An 18,084-nucleotide genomic window follows, 5' to 3' on the forward strand; every position below is an offset into this window, starting at 1 on the left:
ATCGGACGCCCCGTCACCAAGGTGGACGGGGCCTACCGGCCATCATCGTGGCCGCGACCACACCCGAACCGCAGCAGACATAGAGGAATTCATGAACGTTCGCCGGCTCACCGTCAGCCTTGCCGCCGTAGGGCTCGCCCTGATCGCCGCACCCGTCGCCCACGCCAACCCGTTCGCGGGCTCGGCGGGCACCGGTTCGTCCAGCTTCGACTCCATTCTCGGAGCCACCGGCTCGGCCAACCTGGTCCAGTCCGGTTCGGCCGGTGGGGCGTTCCGTAGCTGCGACGATGCGATGGCCGCGGGCCGCGCGCCGCTGTTCCGCGGTGAGGCGGGCTACTCGCCGCACCTCGATCCCGATGGCGACGGCCTGGCCTGCCCCACGCAGTAATAAGCACAAAAAAACACCCGATGTGACTCGTTGGCACATCGGGTGTTTTTTGTTGTCCGGCCGGCTGATTCAGCGGCGGAAGATCTTGATCAGGACCAGGCCGGCCACGAGGGCGCCCGCTCCGATCAGCGTGTATTTGACCTTCGGCTCGTTCAACTTGGCGACCACCATATTCTTGGTGTCGTCCGCGATCCGTTGCGGATCGGCGCGCACCGCCAGTTCGTCGAGCGTGGTCGCCAACCGGGTACGCGCGATCTCGATCTCGCGTTCGATCCGGTCGGTGTCGTCCTTGGCCACCGTCACCTCCAGGTATATGTCTACTGCTCGGCACCGAGTCTATCCATGCCCTCGACCGGCCCGGTCGGTTACCGTGCGGTGGTGACCGACAACCATCGCCTCTCCCCCGGAGACACCGCTCCCGAATTCACGCTGCCCGACGCCGACGGCAACGACGTGTCGCTGTCGGACTACCGCGGCCGCAAGGTGATCGTCTATTTCTACCCGGCCGCCAGTACCCCCGGCTGCACCAAGCAGGCCTGCGATTTCCGCGACAACCTGACCGAGCTCGGCGGCGCCGGCCTCGAGGTCATCGGCATCTCGCCCGACAAGCCCGCCAAGCTGGCCAAGTTCCGCGACAACGAGGGCCTGACCTTCCCGTTGCTCTCCGACCCCGAGCGCGAGGTGCTCAAAGAATGGGGCGCGTTCGGCGAGAAGATGATGTACGGCAAGACCGTGACGGGCGTGATCCGCTCGACCTTCGTGGTCGACGAGAAGGGCAAGATCGAGGTTGCCCAGTACAACGTCCGGGCCACCGGCCACGTCGCCAAGTTGCGCCGCGATCTGTCGGTGTAGTCAGTCGCCGAACGTGGCGATGAACACCTCGTAACCGTCGAGCAGTCGGGCCAGGCCGAATTCAAAATCGGCCTGTTCCCAATTGATTTCCTCGTTATCGAAGGCCGCACCGGCGAGGGCGGCCGACATCGCGGGAAAGCGGACGGGATCGATCATCGTGGCCATGATCGTGGTGAAGGCGGCCCCCTCGCCGATACGCAAGTCGCGGGCCGCCCGTCGCCTGCCGACCACGAACATCGACAGGTTCATCACCAACTGGAGTTTGATCGGTTCCGGCAGGGGTTGCGCACGGAGTGCCTGTAGACCGGCATCGAGCCAGGCAATACTGTTCGGACCCATCGGCGGTCCACTCTGCGGGATATCCACCCACCACTCGTGGATACCGATGATCTCGAACTCTGCCAGCGCCCACTGCCGCAAACCCTCCCGCCACGCCGCGCCGCCCACCACGGCGGGTGGTTGCCCGACGACCCGGTCGACCAGCAGATTCACCAGCATGGTCTTGCTGTCGACGTAGCGGTACAGCGACATGGCGGTGAAGCCGAGTTGCTTGGCGACCCGGTTCATCGACAGTGCCGCATAGCCCTCCGCATCGGCCACCTCGATGGCGGCGTCCAGGATCTGGTCGAGGGTCAGTGCCCGCTTGGGTCCACGACCGCCCGGTTCGTGCAGGCCCCACATCAACTGGACAGCTTTCGGCAGCGCCGGATCGCCGGGTGTCGTCATCGTCCTCCTCCGCTCGCGTCGACTCTAGCGGTGCACGCTCTTGCGCCAAGGAACTGATTACAGTATAAACTGTCTCTACAGCATAAACAGTTTCTCGATCGGAGAAATCATGGCACCCGATTCCGTGCCCGCCCTCACCGTCAGCCGGTTGCGAAAGACCTACGGCACCCACGTCGTCCTCGATGACCTCGACCTCGACATTCCGGCGGGGACGGTCTTCTCGCTGCTCGGCCCGAACGGCGCGGGCAAGACGACACTGGTCCGCATCCTGGCCACCCTGATCCGACCCGATGGCGGCCAGGTGCGCGTCTTCGGCCACGACCCCGTCCACGCCGGTGACACCGTGCGCAGGCTGATCGGCGTCACCGGCCAGTACGCCGCCGTCGACCTCGTGCTGACCGGAACCGAGAACCTGCGCCTGACCGGCCGACTGCTGCATCTGGGGGCGGCCGAGACCAGGCGCCGCACCGCGGAGCTTCTCGACCGTTTCGAACTCGCCGACGCCGCCGAACGACCGGTGAACGGCTATTCCGGCGGTATGCGGCGTCGGCTGGATCTGGCGATGAGCTTGATGGGCCGACCGCGCATCGTCTTCCTCGACGAGCCGACCACCGGCCTCGATCCACGCAGCCGCCGCGACCTGTGGACGGGGATCAGGGAACTCGCGTCCAACGGGACGACGATCTTCCTCACCACGCAGTATCTGGAGGAGGCCGATCAGCTGGCCGACCGGATCGCCGTGCTCGACAACGGCCGCGTCGTCGCCGACGGCACCCCGGCCGAACTCAAGCGTCTGGTCCCCGGCGGGCACATCCGGCTGAGCTTCGCCGATCACCACCAGCTCGCGTCCGCCGCGAAGGCTGTCGACACCGCGTCCGCCGCGGGCACCCAGGTCGATCCCGAGCAACTGACCCTGCAGGTGCCCTCCGACGGCAGCGCGAGCGAGATGAAGCAGCTGCTCGACCGCTTCGCCGACCTCGGCATCGCGATCGAGCAGCTCACCGTGCACACCCCCGACCTCGACGACGTCTTCTTCGCCTTGACCGGTCAACCCCGCAGCGCCGCCTCGGTCGCCTGAACATCGAAACGAGACACACCATGTCCACTTTGTCGCCCAGCCGGCGCACGCTGCGCACAGTCCAGGATTCGGCCACGATGCTGGACCGCAATATCCGGCACACCCTGCGCAGTCCCGACACGATGATCATGACGATCGCGCTGCCCGTGATCATCCTGCTGATGTTCGTCTATGTCTTCGGCGGGGCGATGGACGTCGGCCCCGGCGCCTACATCGACTATGTGGTGCCCGGAATCATCCTGCTGTGCGCGGGATTCGGTGCGTCGACGACCGCGGTCGCGCTGTCCACCGATCTGGCCGACGGCATCATCGACCGGTTCCGTGCCATGGCCATCGCCCGCTCGGCGATGCTCACCGGCCACGTCGCCGAGAGCGTGATCCGCAATCTGCTCACCTCGGGAATCGTGATCGGGCTCGCGATCGCCCTCGGCTTCCGGCCGACCACCGACCCGTTGCGCTGGCTGGGCGTCGTCGGGGTGCTCGCGATGTTCGTGTTCGCGTTGTCGTGGTTGTCCGCGGCGCTCGGTCTACTCGCCCGAAACCCCGAGGCGGCGAACGGCTTCACGTTCGTGTTCATGTTCCTGCCCTATGTGAGCAGCGCGTTCGTCCCGACCGAGTCGATGCCGGTCTCGCTGCACTGGTTCGCCGAGAATCAGCCGGTGACCCCGGTCATCGAGACGATACGCGGGTTGTTGATGGGCACGCCGATCGGCGACAGCGGGTTGCTCGCGGTGCTGTGGTGCGCGGGTATCGCGCTGGGCGGGTACGTCGCGGCGGGAGTTCTGTTCCGCCGTCGCACCAGCGTCTGAAAACAGTGAGGGGGGGGGGCCCCCGCCCGGCCCCCCCACAGCGGGGACGAACAGTAGGGCCGTTGCGGGTTCCGGGCCCGCGGCGGGATAACCAGCGCAGGGGGTCGGGGGGGGGGGGGGGCGCGCGGCGGGGGTAGTGCGGCCCGCCGCCCCCCCCCGGGACACAAACCGGGGGGGGGCCCCCCCCCGGCCCCCCCCCCCTCACTGCGGGAACTATCAGTCGGCCGATGCCGTGTACGGGCCCTCCGGCGTAATACCCTGCGCAGGCTGCATGGTGAGCGGGATGCCGGTTCCGGGCAGCGTCGGTGCCGCGGCGGGGATCTGCGGCACGGAAGGCGCGACCGGTTCGAGCGGCAGCGGATCCTCCTCTGGTGCATCGCCGTACAGCTGGGTCGGGTAGTCGAGCGGGAACTCGCCCGGGTTCACCAGTTGCGGGTTCGGCGACACCGTCTCGTACGGCGAGGTGGCCGACTCCTCCGCCGGACTCACCTGCAAACCGCTGCCGGAACCCACCCCGCCGCTCGACCCGGTCTCCACCGAGGCGGCTTCGTGTGTCTGGGGGGCTTGCGGAATCATCGGCGCCGACGCGACGCCGGGCTCCGACGACACGGCGGTGTTGTCGACCGCAGGGGTCCCGCCGTTCATCACCGCATACGAACCACCCGCGACGAGCCCGCCCGCGAGCACACTGGCGGCCGCGGCGACCATCGCGGTCCCCCGCTTGGATCGCGAGCCGGTTTGGATCGGCACCACGACCGTGTCGCCGAGCGCGACCAGCGCGGCTCCGGCGGCGGGCGCGAACGGCGCCAGCCGGCAGGGCAGCACCGGCACCCCGAATCCGGCGACCGCGTCGCGCACCGCGGGCGCGTCCGACGACGAACCCACCAGCACCACCGCGCCGGGCTTCACCGACGCCGCCTCGAACTGGTCCCACGCCGCGGACACACCGGTGCGCAGCGCGTCGGGCGTGGGCGCACCGGTCTGCGAGTAGGCGGCGAGCACACGATGGCGACCGGGGTCGATCAGCGTCATCGCCTGGTAGCCGGGCACCGCCTCGTAGACGAGTAGATTCTCGAACTCGTCGAGCCAGGTCATCGCGCCCGCGACGAACAGATGCGCCGACTTCGCCGAAACCAGCGAGGCCGTGCGCCATTCGGTTTCCGCCAGCCGGGTGACGATCGCGCGGCGCTCGTTCGCGTCGCGGTAACTCACCGCCACCCCGGCGATCTCGTGCTCGTCATCGAGTTCGGCGGCGATCGCGTCGAGTGCGGTGTGTACCGCCACCGCCACTTCGGACTTACCGTCGCCATTGGCACGGACGGTGCGCCGCAGCAGCATCCGATCCGTGAGGGTGACGCCCGATTCGGCGAACGCCACCGCGTGCACGGCTCCCCGTTCGGTGCTGACGCCGAGGGTTACCACAGATCCTGCTGCCACAAGTCTTGCCTTCCGTTACCTTTTGGTGAGCAAATGCGTGTGCGCGCCCATCAGGCAGCCATCCCTTCCGAGGCGACGGTCCCGGCCTTACCACCACCACTGGTGGTGTAGAGCCGGGTGGACGCTTCACAGCCGGCCGCGTCCCCTACTTGCGTAGGATCGGTCTCCTGCCTGGCTCCACGTCCTGCCGCCGACCCACTGTCGGCGGGACCCTGTTCACCCACGCTTGACTGGGTGTCGCCGAGTCGGGCGAGGTTGATCGCGGCATTGCGATCACGATCGATCGAAACACCGCAGTGTTCACACTCATAGACGCGGTCGGCGAGGGTCAGGTTTGGCTTTCGCCCACCACACCCCGAACACGTCTTCGAACTCGGAAACCACCGATCAGCTTCCACCAGGTCCGACCCATACCATCTGGTCTTATACGAGAGCATCTGCCGGATCTGCGCCAACGCCGCATCAGCGAGCGCTCGGTTCATACCCTTCTTCCGGGCACCACCCGCCGATCGCATCCCGGCCACGTTCAACGTCTCCACGGTGATGACCTGATGTTGCTGAGCCAAGGTCGTGGTCGCCTTGTGTAGAACATCCCGACGGATCGCGGCGGCACGCCCGTGAGTACGGCCTATCCGAGCGGTGGTGGCTTGCCACCGCTTCGACGGCAGCCGCCTTGTTTTCGTGACCGAGTCGTACGGGCCGTGTTGACGTGCAGCCCGGCGTTGCAACGCCCTCAGCCGGGCCCGCGACGCCGCCAACGGTTTCGGGGCCGGAACCCGCCACAACTCACGGCCGTCGGGAGCCGCGACCACGAGCAGGGCGTCGGCTTTGACACCGACATCCACGCCGACCACTGGGTCAGGTGACCGCCGCGCATGCACGGGACGGATCTTGCCCGCGATGAGTGTCTGGAACGACACATACCAGCGGCAACGTGAGTCCTGCGACAGAGTCGCAGACAGGATTCGCGCGGACCCCGCCTCGACACGGCGGGCGAGCTTTCGGGTGGACTCGTGTGTTCTGAGCCGCCCGAGCCGTGGCAAGACGATGTGGCGGCGGTCCGATTCGACCCGGATCGTTCCGGTGGTGAACCGGACCGATGGTCGGGACCGGGCCGCCGTCTTGAATCTCGGGAACCCGACCGGTTTACCTGCCCGCAGGCCGGTTCGGGAGATGGCCCAGTTGTCCAGGGACCGTGCGAGGGCGTCGAGTCCGGTGTTGTAGGCCTCTTTCGAGTTCTCGGCCCACCACGGCGCGTACTCGTGTTTGCGCTGGTTCCAGATTTTGCGGAGCTTGGGTAGTGACCAGCCGATCGACGGGGTCAAATCGGTGTCAGCTATGCCGTAGCTGCGTTCCGCGGCGCGTTGATCCATCACCGCTGTGACGAGGGTGAGCATGTGGTTGAACGCGAACCTGGCTGCCCCGCAATGAGATCGGAGCATTGTGTGTTGTTGCTGGGTCGGGTCGATCGCGAATCGGTAGGCCTGCACTGTCCATCCGTCGGGGATATCGAACCTAGCCACTAGCAATCAACTCCTTCCCCAGGTTTCGTCGTCAGTCACCAACACACGCCACCACGCCAGAGCGATCTGGCCAGTTCCGAACCGTGACAGCGAACCAAGCCGCCGTCAGTCCCCAGCCGTTCGAGATCGGGTACGGCAAGAAGATCACCGCGAATAAGCGTGCAGATAGACGCACACTTATCTGATGATTCGTCACCGGTCAGGGCATGGATGGGTCGGGATTTCAGCCAGTTGTTGACACGCTGTCGGTAGAGGCGTGTCGCGGATGTGTGTATACCGCTAGCCTGGATGGGTGGAAGTACACGCGCAGGCCCGGTCACCGCAGAGCCGTCCGGACCCTGCGCTGGAATTGCAGGACGACCCGCAGGAGTTGATGCCGCGCAAGCGGCCGACGCAGGAGCGCAGCAAGCGCAAATTCGACGCCCTGCTGGCGTCTTCGCGCGAGCTGCTGGTCGAGGTGGGGTTCGAATCGTTCACCTGCGAAGAGGTCGCGCAGCGCGCCGAGGTGCCGATCGGCACCCTGTACCAGTTCTTCGCCAACAAGTACGTGATCGTCTGCGAGCTCAATCGACAAGACCTGGTTGCGGTTTCCCGCGAGCTGGCCGACTTCCACGGTGAAGTGCCCTCGCTGGACTGGTTGCGGCACATGAATCAGTTCGTCGACCACATGGCGAACCTGTGGACCACCGACCCGTCACGGCGCGAAGTGTGGCTGGCGATGCAGTCGACCCCGTCCACGCGGGCCACGGGCGCGCTGCACGAGAAGGAATTCGCCGCGGTCGTCTCGCAGATGCTGCGGCCGCTGACCCCGCGCACCCCGCGCGCCCGGCGCACGATGATGGCCGAGGTACTGGTGCACGTCGTGTATTCGATGCTGAATTTCTCGGTGCAGGAAGATCAATCGAACACCGATGCCGTCGCCGAACTCAAGCGGCTGATGGTGGCGTATCTGCTCGTCGCCGAAAAAGAATCGCGAACCGCCGAGGAGAAGTAGCGGTTCGCGATTTCTAGCCCCGGCCGTCGATCAGATCGGCCAACTCGCCCGGGTCCTCCAGCACGACCATGGCGGCGGCGGTGTCACCGTCGTGGGTCAGGGACAGGTGCACTCGTACGCGGGGCAGGAACTCCGCGGCGAGGCCGTGGAGTTTGATGCTCGGTCTGCCCCACGCGTCGTTGACGACTTCGATGAGCGGGTAGGGGTTGTCGCCGATCTGTGGGCTGCGGGCGAAGCGAGACGATGCCCAGGCTTTGAGCACCGCCTCCTTCGCGGCCCAGCGTGCGGCGAAGCTGCGGTCCGGGTCGGTTTGCTTGCTCTGGCAGTAGCGACGTTCACCAGCGGTGAATGTCTCCCTGAGCATGGTCGACCCGGGCCGTTGCAGCTGTTCGGAGAACTCGGAGATGGTTACCAAGTCCAAGCCGATACCGAGAATCGTCACGAAGCGGCAGCCTACGACGCTTCGGTCGGCTGCGGAGCGATTTGCCCGGTGCCGCAACCCCATCCGTTCGCGCTGTAGACGCCGTCGCGGTCCAGGCGTGCCTGCGGCGAGAGCAGCATGTCGGCCTCGAGCTGACGAATCTGCTTGGCCGGCGTGCCGTCGGCGCCAAGCCGTCGATCGGCGGGCTTCTCGTACAGTGCCGACCCGCCGCACATGGCCTCGGCGAACCGCTGCCTGCCCGCGAGCTGACGCGTCTGCGCCCGCTCCTGGTACTCGGCGCGCGCGGCCGGTTCGATCGCGGCCAGGAACGCCTGCGGATGGACCACCGCGAGCAGACCGGACACGTGACCGAAGCCGAGCGAGGTCACCAGACCCGCCTTCAGCGCGAACTTCTCACCGAAGCGCAGCGGCTCGCGCGCCCACACCAGATGCGGGTAGTCGGCCATCTTCTCGTCGACGCAGTCCAGACTCCGGTTCGGCGGCACCACACCGTTTTCCAGCACCTGGCACAGGCCGATGAGCTGGAACGCCGCCGCGCCGCCCTTCGCATGGCCGGTGAGGCTCTTCTGCGAGACCACGAACAGCGGTGCGCCGTCGGTACGACCCAGCGCGCCCGCGAGCCGCTCGTGCAGCTCCGACTCGTTGGGATCGTTGGCCGCGGTGGAGGTGTCGTGCTTGGAGATCACCGCGATGTCGTCGGGGGTCACGCCGAGCTTGCGCAGTTCGGCCGCCAGTCGCGACTCGCTGCCGCCACGCCCCGCACCCAGTGCGCCGAGGCCCGGTGCCGGGATGGAGGTGTGCACGCCGTCGGCGAAGGACTGGGCGAAGGCGATGACGCCGAGCACCGGCAGACCCATCTCCACGGCCACGTCACCGCGGGCCAGCAGCACGGTGCCGCCGCCCTGGGATTCGACGAACCCACCGCGCCGGCGATCGTTGGCGCGGGAGAAGTAGCGGTCGCTGATTCCCTTGGCGCGCATGGTCGCCGAGTCGGCGGTGGCCGACATGTCACCGAAGCCGACGATGCCTTCGATACCGAGGTCGTCGAAACCACCGGCGACCACGACCTCGGCCTTGCCGAGCCGGATCTTGTCGACGGCTTCCTCCACCGACACCGCCGCCGTGGCGCAGGCCGCGACCGGGTGCACCATGGCGCCGTAGCTGCCCACGTAGGACTGCACCACGTGCGCCAGGGCGACGTTGGGCAGTGCCTCCTGCAGGATGTCGTTCGGGCGCGGTTCGCCGAGCAGGTTGTCGACGTAGAGCGAGCGCATCGAGGACATGCCGCCCATGCCGGTGCCCTGGGTGTTGGCCACCAGGCTCGGGTGCACCCAGCTCATCAGCTCGTCGGGGCTGAAGCCCGCGCCGACGAACGCGTCGACGGTGCAGACGATGTTCCACAGCGCGACCCGGTCGATCGAAGCGGCCATGTCGGCCGAGACACCCCAGATGGTGGGATCCCAGCCGGTCGGGATCTGGCCACCGACCACGCGCGAGAGCTTCGCCTTGCGCGGCACCCGGATCTCGGTGCCCGCCTGACGGGTCACGGTCCAGTCGTTGGAATCGGCGACCGGCGCGATGACGGTGTGCTCGGGATCGGCGGTGTGGAAGGCCCGTGCCTCCGCCTCACCCGCGACGGTGAACGACAGGTCCTGATCGAGGAACACCGAGGTGAGCAGCGGGGCCGCGTTGTCGAGCATGGCGCCGTCGTCTTCGTAGCGGCGCACGCCGCAGCGTTCGACGACGGTGTCGTGGTAACGCTCCGCGACCTCGGCTTCGGGCACGAAGTCACCGGACTCGGTGTCGTACCAGCCGGGCTTTGGTTCGTTCTCCCAGCGGATCAGACCGGTGGTCCAGGCCAGTTCGAGCACGCCTGCGGCCGAGAGCTTGTCTTCGACCTCCATCTCGAAGCGGGTGCGCGAGGAGCCGTACGGGCCGAGCTCACCCGCGCCGACGATGACGATCATGTCGCTGAGATCCGCGGTGACCTGACCCCACTCCGGCACGGGCAGTGCCGAACTCAGGGTGGGCGGTGCGGGCAGCGCGGCGATGGTCGCGGCGGTCGAGGCTTCCTCGATCTGCTCGGCCGCGGCCTCCTGCGCCTGCTTGGCGAGCGCGGGCAGGTCGAGCTTGGCACGCGCCAGACCACCGGTGAGGTCGATCTGCTGCGGGGCGGTGATCGTCACCTGGCGAGCACGCGAGGTGCACCACTTGAGCAGTTCGTCGGCCATCTCGGTGGTCGACCAGGTGTGCACGCCCGCTTTCTCCACGGCCTCGACCATGGGGTCGTTGTGGCCCATCAGCCCGGTGCCGCGCACCCAGCCGATCAGCGCGTGCACCAGCGTCACCCGTGCCGCCCAGGACTTCTCGGCCTTCCACTTCAAGACCACCGCGTCGAGCGCGGCCTTGGACTCGCCGTAGGCGCCGTCGCCACCGAAGAGGCCGCGGTTGGGCGAACCCGGCAGCACCACATGCAGTTTCGCATCGACGTCGTGGTCGGCGCCGATCGCGGACAGGCCGCCGATCAGCCGTTCCACCGACCAGAGCAGCACACGCATTTCCATTTCGGCGCGGGCGCCCGCGTCGGCGAGGTCACCGGCGACGCGCGGTGCCGCGAACGGCAGCAGCATCGTCGGGGTCATGGCGTCCTTGACCTTGATCTTGGCGCCACCGGCGTTGTCGACCTGTTCGGTGCCGACCCACTCGATCAGCGCGTCGAGGTCCTGGTAGGAGGCCATATTGGCCGGGACCACCCACAGCGCCGCACCGTGGCGGGCGTTGTCGCGGTAGAGCGAGCGGTAGAACCGCAACCGCTCGTCGTTGAGCCCGGAGGTGGTGACCACCACGGTCGCACCGCCGGAGAGGAGCTTGCCGGTGACCGCCGCCGCGATGGAACCCTTGCTGGCACCGGTGATCACGGCGAGGTCGTCGGACCACAGACCCGGCTCGGTGGTGTCGAGCGCGGCCTTCGCGATCTGGGCGTACACCCCGGCCAGCACCGAACGGGCCTCGTGCATGGCCCGCTGCCGCCACCAGTTCGCCTGGGCGGCAACAGCGTCACCGGCACCGGCGAAACCGTCGATCGACTGCTCCGCGGTGGTGGCGTCGTCGCCGAGCCACATCTTCGCGAGGTCCTCGCGGGCGGTGGCCCAGCGGTCGTCGATGAGAACGGCCTTGCGGGCATCGAACGCGGGCGCGACCAAACGCGGCCAGTCCGAACCCAATTCGGCCGAGACGAGGTCGACGAGCGTGTCCGGAGTCGCTTCGGGAGCGCTCATCTTCTCGCTGAGGCCGAGCTGTTCGAGCACCACACGCGCCGCGGTGGCGAGCACGCCGTCGCGTCCGGTGATCTGCTCGGTGAACTCGCCGAGCGCCGCCGCGTCGACGGTGCCGCCTGCCGCGCCACCCGCCGAGGGCATCGAGACCGCGACACCGCGTCGTGCGGCCACAGCCTGCACGGCCGCGTCGATGGCCGCGTCCACCGACGCCGCGTCGCTGAGCGCACCGGCGGCGAGACCGCCGAGGTCGCCGCCGCGCACGCTGGCACCTTCCCGGGTGCCGAGCGAGACCTCGGCGGTAACGTGGCTGGCCCAGCCGTCGCCGAGTTCCCAGACCTTCTTGACCCGGTCGGCGATGGCGGCGGGCCGCTTGCCCGACGGGCCGAAGACCTTGCGCAGGTGGTCGCCGATGGCGTCGGTGAGCACGGTGCCGAAGGGCTTGTAGGTGCGGGCCAGGCGTTCGACGGTGGCGGCCAGTGCGCCCATGTCGGCGTCGGCGGCACCGTCGATGGCACCGAGGGAGAGTTCGGCACCGAGGTCGACGAGCAGCTGGTTGCGCCGCGAGGAGACACCGTCACAGAGGCCCTCGATGGTGTCGACCGGGCCGATCTGGTCCATGCGCAGCTTGGTCCACAGCGCGATGAGCACACGGGTGGCGTCGGCGGCGCTGAAGGCGATGTCGTCGGGGCGCGGGCCGCCGGTGGAGACCGGAGCGGCGGCGGCAACAGGTGCCGCGGCCGGCGCGGCCGTGGCCTCGGCGGGGGTGTCGTCGATGTCCTCGACCGGCGCCGGATCGGTGTCGGTGGAGTAGACGACGGCCGCGTCACGTTCGACGTTGACGACCTCCACGGTCGCCCCGCCGAACGCGGGCAGCTTCAGCGTCTGCGAGGCCAGGTTCGCCACGGTCGGGGTGGCGCCGAGGCCGATCTCGACGAACCGTTCGACGCCGAGACCACCGTGCGCGGTGTCGGTGAACAGCAGGTCCTGGGTCTCGATCCAGCGCACCGGGCTGGCGAACTGCCATGCCAGCAGCTCGATCAGCACCACGCGGCACAGCTCGGCATCGCGCTGCGCCCAGCTGTCGAAATCAGCCAGCACGGCCACGAGCGGCTCCGACGGCACGAGTTCGGCGATCTCGGTGAGGAACGCGCGGTCGAGGGAGAACGGCCGGGGCACCAGGTTCGGGATGTAGCGCCCGACCAGGACTTCCGGGTGCACCTCGGCGGGCAGCAGCTGCTCGAGCTTGTGGCGGAACTCCGGCACACCGTCGCGCAGCACCGAGGAGTGGAACGGCACGTCGATGCCGGGCACCAGGATGAAGGCCCGCTTGCCACCGAATTCGGCACGGCGGCGGTCGATTTCGGTCTCGAGCGCCTCGAGTCCGGCGACCGTGCCCGCGATGGCGTACTGGGAGCCGCGCAGGTTCAGGTTCACCACCTCGAGGAATTCACCGGTCTGGGCGCCGATGCCGTTGACGAAGTCGATCACCTCGGCGTCGGGCAGCCCGATCTGCGACGGGCGGATGGCGGCCATCCGGTAGTCGCTGCGGCCCTGCGCGTCACGCGGGACCAGCTCGTGCATGGCCGAGCCACGCTGGAACACCACCTCGAGCACCGCCTCCAGGGGCAGCACACCGGCGACGGCGGCGAGGGCGTTGTACTCACCGACCGAGTGACCGGCCAGCATCGCGCCTTCGACGAACGCGCCCGCTTCGCGCAGCTCGGCGACCTGGGCAACGCCGAGGGTGGCCATGGCGACCTGGGTGAACTGGGTCAGGTGCAGCACGCCGTCCGGGTGCCGGTGTTCGACGCCGCGCGCCTTGAGGTAGGTCGGGTTGTCGCGCACCACCGCCAGGATCGAGAAACCGAGGGCTTCGCGGGTGTGCGCGTCGGCACGCTCCCACACCCGCTTGGCCGCCTTCGAGCGGGTCAGCGCGTCCAGGCCCATCCCCTTGCGCTGGATGCCCTGGCCCGGGAAGGCGTACACGGTCTTCGGGGCGGCGGTGCGCCCGGTCGCGGTCATGACCAGGTCACCGTCGACGCGGCAGGAGACCTCGACGATCTCGGCGCCCGCGTCCACCGCGATCCGCTCCACCCGCACGTCCACGGTCGCGCCGGGGCGCACCATGCCGAGGAACCGGGTGGTCCATGCCGTGAGAGTGCGTGCGGGAACGGAGCTTTCGGGATCCACCGCGACCACCGCGTGCTGGGCGGCGGCCGAGAGCCACATGCCGTGCACGATCGGGCTGCCGAGGCCTGCCAGCTTGGCGGCGGCATCGGAGGTGTGGATCGGGTTGTGGTCGCCGGAGACCGCGGCGAAGGCGTGCATGGCGCGCGGGGCGGCCATGCTGACATCGCGGCGACGGCGGCGCGGGGTGTCGGTGGCGTCGTCGGAGACCGCACCGGCCGCGCGCGGCGGATCGGTGAGCTCGCCCGCGCCGTTGCGGCCGCGGATGGCGAACCGTTCGACGAGGCGGGCCAGCGGGGTGGCGTCGAGTCCCTGGTCGAGGATCAGGCCGACGTGCACCACGACCTCGACCACGCGGCCCATGTCGGTGTCGACCACCGCGCCGCCCTCGGCACGGACGACGAGAATGCTCGTCTCCGAAGGCAGTTCGTCGAGCAGGTCGATCTGATGGTCCAGGTGGACCAGGTCGAGCATGCCCTCGATGACGGAACCACCCACCGGGGTGCGGGCCGCGCCGAGCACGCCGAACACCGCGGGCCAGCAGGCACCGACCAGCACATCAGGGGCGGTACGGCCGAGGGTGCTGAGGGTGTCTGGCAGACCCGAGCCGGTGACCCCGGCATGGTCGGCGATCAGATCCGGCATCCACGCCAGGTTGAGGTGTGCCACACCGGCTTTCACCTCGGGCAGCGCCTTCCCGGCGGCCACGCCGAGCAGTGCCGACATCGCGACTTCGGCATCGGCCTCGGTGATCACCGGCGCGCCACCGGAATACACGCTGGCGGGCACGGTGATGCGGATCCGGACGTTGTCGCGGGCGAGCGGCACCGTCAGCTCCACATAGCTGAATTCGGCTTCGGGACCGGTGGTTTCGGTCAGGGTGGCGCCGGTGCCGTGGTGCACCGCACTCCCCTGCTCGATGGTCCACTCGGAGATCTCGCCGAGGCGGTGCACCGGGTTGATTGTGGTACGCCCGGCCCACTGCACGTCGGGGGCGGCGAGCACGGTGTCGATCGGACCCGCGACGACGCCCGCGGCGCGACGCGCGTCCACCGGCTCGGGCACGACACCGGCCCTGACCAGGCTGTACGCGGTGTCCTGTTCGAAGCGGTCGAGCAGCTCGCCGACCGGCTCGTCCACCCGGGTGATACCGGCGACGGCGACGGTGCCGGGGATGACGCACACCTGATCGGCCGAGTAGCGCGGATCATGGGCCTGCCACAGCGAATCCGAACGCCACCAGCGCCGCACATCGGCGTCGACGACAGGCACGAAGTTCACCGGCTTGCCCGGCGTCTTGCACAGCGAGACGAAGAACGGCACATCGGCCGGGTGCAGCACGGTGTCGGCGACGGTCGGGTACTGCTTCTTCAGCGCGCACAGCGCCTGCACCGGGTGCTCGAAGGCTTCGTCGTCGGCGAACAGGGTTTCGATCTCGCCGCTGTCGGCCGGGTTGAGCCGGGATTCGGTGCGGCGCATCATCTCCGCGAACCGGTCGCGCCAGCTGATGTCGAGCCAGTCCGAGCGGGTGGCGTCGCGGATCGCGTCACCGATATCGCTGCCGCAATCGAACGAGATCGGCACCTCACTCGTCACAGCGAGGGAGACATAGCGTTCCAGCCACTGCTGGTAGGTCATGGTGGCGATGTCGCCGAAGTAGGGCTTGGCGGTGGCGTCGAGCGCAGCGATGATCTCGGCGCGACGGCTCGCCACGGCGTCGGCATCGCCGGCGACCTCGTCGAGCAGGCGGCCGGTGCGCGAGGCGGCATTGTCGATCTCGTGGATATCGGCGCCCAGTTGGCTTCGCCCGGAGGCCATTCCGCCACTGGCGGTACCCGCACCGACCCAGTCGGGGGTGCCGGGGGTGTCGACGAGCAGCTGCTTCACCTCGGGCGCGGTGGTCGCTTCGAGGGTGGCCATGGCCGCGGTGCCGACGAGCACACCGTCGAGCGGCATGAGCGGGTAGCCGTAGCCGGTGGACCAGGTGCCGGTGAGGTAGTCGGTGGCGCGCTCGGGGGTACCGATGCCGCCGCCGACGCAGATCACCACGTTGGCGTGGCCGCGCAGCTGGGCGTAGGTGGCCAGCAGCAGGTCGTCGAGGTCTTCCCAGGAGTGGTGCCCGCCGGCCTTGCCGCCTTCGATGTGCATGATCACCGGGTAGTCCGGCACGGCGTCGGCGATGCGCAGGACGGCCTTGATCTGGGCGACGGTGCCCGGCTTGAACGCGACGTGGCTGATGCCGGCCTCGGACAGCTCACCGATCAGCGCGACGGCTTCGTCGAGTTCGGGGATGCCCGCGGTGACGATCACGCCGTCGATCGGCGCACCCGCCGCCCGCGCCTTCTGCACCAGCCGCTTGCCGCCCAGCTGCAACTTCCACAGGTAGGGATCGAGGAACAGTGAGTTGAACTGCACCGCGCGACCCGGCTGGAGCAGCTGACGCAGCTCGGTCATCCGGTCGGCGAAGATCTGCTCGGTCACCTGTCCGCCACCGGCCAGCTCGGCCCAGTGCCCCGCATTGGCCGCGGCCGCGACGATTTTCGCGTCGACGGTGGTCGGGGTCATGCCCGCCAGCAGGATCGGCGAGCGACCGGTGAGCTTGGTGAAGGAGGTCTCGACGACGATGCGGCCGTTGGGCAGGCGCACCGGCTTCGGCGCGAAGGCCGACCACGGCGTCGACGGCTCTGGCGCGGCGCCCGGGGTGAGCAGGCTGCGCTGACCGGCGCGGGTGGCGGCCGCGATCACGCCGACGCCGGTGCCCTTGAGCGAACCGCCGGTCACCCGCGAGAGCAGGTCGCCGGGGCCGAGGTCGAGGATCCACTGCGCGCCCGCGTCGACCACGGCGTCGACGGTGGCGACCCAGTCGATCGGGTCGACGAGTACCTGCTGGGTCAGGGCGGCGGCGAGGTCGGCGTCGATCTCGCACTGGCGGGCCCAGCCCGCGACCAGTTCGACGGTTTCGGCCAGCGCCGGGTGATGGAAGGCGACGTCGACGGAGATGTCCTCGAACACGGGCGCGAATACCGCGCCACCGCGGGCCTTGCTCTCACGCTCACGGGTCTGCTCGTCGTGCAGCTGCGCGCAACGCGTGCGCACCCGATCGATCTGCGCGGGCGCACCCGAGAGCACGACGCGCCGGCGGCCGTTGCGGATCGACACGACCGCGGCGGTCGCGGGATCGACCCCCACGGCGACCTCGGTGACGATCGCCCGCAGCTGTTCCGGGTCCACATTCGACACCGCGACCATCGGCGAGCGCTCGCCCACCGGCATCAGTCCACGCCTGCGCGCGACGAGCCCGGCGGCCGCACCGACGAGCTGGGCGATGGCCAGCAGCTCCGCGTCACGCGTGCCGCCCGCTTCGACCGCGGCGGCGGCGAACAGCCCCTGCGAATGTCCGACGATCGCGACGGGCGCGTGCTCGGCCATGTCGAGACCCTGCAACCGCAACGCCCTGGTCGCGGCGAGCTGGGCCAGCAGCACACCAGGCATGGAAACAGCCACCGACCGCAGCACCGAGTCCGCGGGTGCCGAGGAGGGCTCCTCCGGCTCGTCGAGCTCGCTCTCGAGCACCCAGCCCATCGGATCGAAACCACCGGGGCGCACGACCAGCAACTGTGTCGCAACCGGCTCGATCAGCGCGGACGCGTCATTGACCAGCGCGGTCAGCTCGGGCTCCAGCGCACTGTCGCGCCCGATCTCCTCGAGCTCGCGCAGCCACTGCGCACCCTGTCCACCGAACGCCAACGCGTATCCCGCCCCGTTGCGCAGCTGCTCCAGCAGCGCCGCGCGGACACCTCTCGCCGGGCCACGACCATTCGTCTTCATGGTCGCTTCCGTGCCGATTTCGGTGCTCTCGTTGATCGTCAAGACGCTCGACTTCCTTCTCCTGGCGTGTCGCCCACCGACGGCACGCACACGTATCCGGCAGCCCCTCGGGCCTGTTGAGAGCCACAATCGCACAAAATCATGAGGAAAGCCTCACGTTTCTGCCCCCGCCGATGGCTACCGTCCAGTATTTCCGTACGTCCGTACCAGAATCATCTGAAACATGACACAGCCTCATGTTTGAACACGCAGGTCCAGCCTGTTACCGGGATTCTCAAACATGAGTGCCCCTCACATTGAGGTTTACCGAATCGTTATAGTCCCAGGTAGTGTTACCCACGAGTACGCCACGCCGCCCCAACGCTTCGCGCAGCCCGATTCGCCCGGTAGAGTTTGGACGGTCGTACATATCCAAGCGCGAGTGGCGAAATTGGCAGACGCGCCAGATTTAGGTTCTGGTGTCCACGGACGTAGGGGTTCAAGTCCCCTCTCGCGCACTTCTCTTGCACGTTTTTATGTCAGATATGACGCAAAAACGTGGT

General features: G+C 68.5%; 11 protein-coding genes and 1 tRNA gene. 6 read left to right on the forward strand and 6 right to left on the reverse strand.

The window, feature by feature from the left end:
* Positions 1-91: 91 nt before the first annotated feature.
* Positions 92-388: an excalibur calcium-binding domain-containing protein gene (locus ACFWPX_RS25110; RefSeq protein ID WP_101464065.1), complete on the forward strand. Its 297-nt coding sequence runs from the start codon at positions 92-94 to the stop codon at positions 386-388.
* Between the two features lie 69 nt (positions 389-457).
* Here the strand turns inward: ACFWPX_RS25110 and ACFWPX_RS25115 are convergent, their stop codons facing one another.
* Positions 458-691, reverse strand: coding sequence for a DUF3618 domain-containing protein (locus ACFWPX_RS25115; RefSeq protein WP_378918345.1), 234 nt, complete (start codon positions 689-691; stop codon positions 458-460).
* Positions 692-766: 75 nt separating this feature from the next.
* Here ACFWPX_RS25115 and bcp point away from each other — a divergent pair, with 75 nt between their 5' ends.
* Positions 767-1,240, forward strand: a complete 474-nt coding sequence (gene bcp, locus ACFWPX_RS25120; protein WP_378918347.1) for a thioredoxin-dependent thiol peroxidase — start codon at positions 767-769, stop codon at positions 1,238-1,240.
* Here the strand turns inward: bcp and ACFWPX_RS25125 are convergent, their stop codons facing one another.
* Positions 1,241-1,966, reverse strand: coding sequence for a TetR/AcrR family transcriptional regulator (locus ACFWPX_RS25125; protein WP_378929565.1), 726 nt, complete (start codon positions 1,964-1,966; stop codon positions 1,241-1,243).
* Positions 1,967-2,075: 109 nt separating this feature from the next.
* Here ACFWPX_RS25125 and ACFWPX_RS25130 point away from each other — a divergent pair, with 109 nt between their 5' ends.
* Positions 2,076-3,044 carry an ATP-binding cassette domain-containing protein gene (locus ACFWPX_RS25130; RefSeq protein ID WP_378929568.1) on the forward strand — a complete coding sequence of 323 codons (969 nt, stop codon included), beginning with the start codon at positions 2,076-2,078 and terminating at the stop codon, positions 3,042-3,044.
* Positions 3,045-3,064: 20 nt separating this feature from the next.
* Entirely contained in the window at positions 3,065-3,853 is a 789-nt protein-coding gene (locus tag ACFWPX_RS25135; RefSeq protein WP_378918353.1) for an ABC transporter permease, read from the forward strand.
* A gap of 216 nt (positions 3,854-4,069) precedes the next feature.
* On the opposite strand, the gene ACFWPX_RS25140 is transcribed toward ACFWPX_RS25135, so the two are convergent.
* Both ACFWPX_RS25140 and tnpB read right to left on the reverse strand, forming a co-directional pair.
* Complete coding sequence (locus tag ACFWPX_RS25140) at positions 4,070-5,290, reverse strand: hypothetical protein (protein WP_378929571.1); 1,221 nt, start codon at positions 5,288-5,290, stop codon at positions 4,070-4,072.
* A 50-nt stretch (positions 5,291-5,340) separates the two neighbouring features.
* The gene (gene tnpB / locus ACFWPX_RS25145) at positions 5,341-6,813 is read right to left on the reverse strand and encodes an IS607 family element RNA-guided endonuclease TnpB (protein WP_378929573.1); all 1,473 of its coding nucleotides are present in this window, start codon (positions 6,811-6,813) and stop codon (positions 5,341-5,343) included.
* Between the two features lie 373 nt (positions 6,814-7,186).
* On the opposite strand from tnpB, the gene ACFWPX_RS25150 reads away from it, so the two are divergent.
* On the forward strand, positions 7,187-7,807 hold the full coding sequence (locus ACFWPX_RS25150) for a TetR/AcrR family transcriptional regulator (RefSeq protein WP_082844012.1): 621 nt from the start codon (positions 7,187-7,189) through the stop codon (positions 7,805-7,807).
* Positions 7,808-7,820: 13 nt separating this feature from the next.
* Here ACFWPX_RS25150 and ACFWPX_RS25155 read toward each other — a convergent pair whose 3' ends face one another.
* Together ACFWPX_RS25155 and ACFWPX_RS25160 are read right to left on the reverse strand one after the other, a co-directional pair.
* Entirely contained in the window at positions 7,821-8,249 is a 429-nt protein-coding gene (locus tag ACFWPX_RS25155) for a holo-ACP synthase (protein WP_378918359.1), read from the reverse strand.
* An 11-nt stretch (positions 8,250-8,260) separates the two neighbouring features.
* A complete protein-coding gene (locus ACFWPX_RS25160) occupies positions 8,261-17,584 on the reverse strand; it encodes a fatty acid synthase subunit beta domain-containing protein (RefSeq protein WP_378929575.1) in 9,324 nt (3,107 codons plus the stop codon).
* Between the two features lie 373 nt (positions 17,585-17,957).
* Here ACFWPX_RS25160 and ACFWPX_RS25165 point away from each other — a divergent pair.
* A tRNA-Leu gene (locus ACFWPX_RS25165) sits at positions 17,958-18,039 on the forward strand.
* Positions 18,040-18,084: the final 45 nt, after the last annotated feature.

The sequence above is a fragment of the Nocardia sp. NPDC058518 genome (assembly GCF_042719655.1).
GTDB lineage: Bacteria > Actinomycetota > Actinomycetes > Mycobacteriales > Mycobacteriaceae > Nocardia.

What these genes read in the sequence shown, in the direction of transcription:
- ACFWPX_RS25150 (WP_082844012.1), top strand. Translation starts at nt 7,187, where the DNA reads ATGCCGCGCAAGCGGCCGACGCAGGAGCGCAGCAAGCGCAAATTCGAC.
- ACFWPX_RS25125 (WP_378929565.1), bottom strand. Translation starts at nt 1,966, where the DNA reads ATGACGACACCCGGCGATCCGGCGCTGCCGAAAGCTGTCCAGTTGATG.
- ACFWPX_RS25135 (WP_378918353.1), top strand. Translation starts at nt 3,065, where the DNA reads ATGTCCACTTTGTCGCCCAGCCGGCGCACGCTGCGCACAGTCCAGGAT.
- ACFWPX_RS25130 (WP_378929568.1), top strand. Translation starts at nt 2,076, where the DNA reads ATGGCACCCGATTCCGTGCCCGCCCTCACCGTCAGCCGGTTGCGAAAG.
- ACFWPX_RS25110 (WP_101464065.1), top strand. Translation starts at nt 92, where the DNA reads ATGAACGTTCGCCGGCTCACCGTCAGCCTTGCCGCCGTAGGGCTCGCC.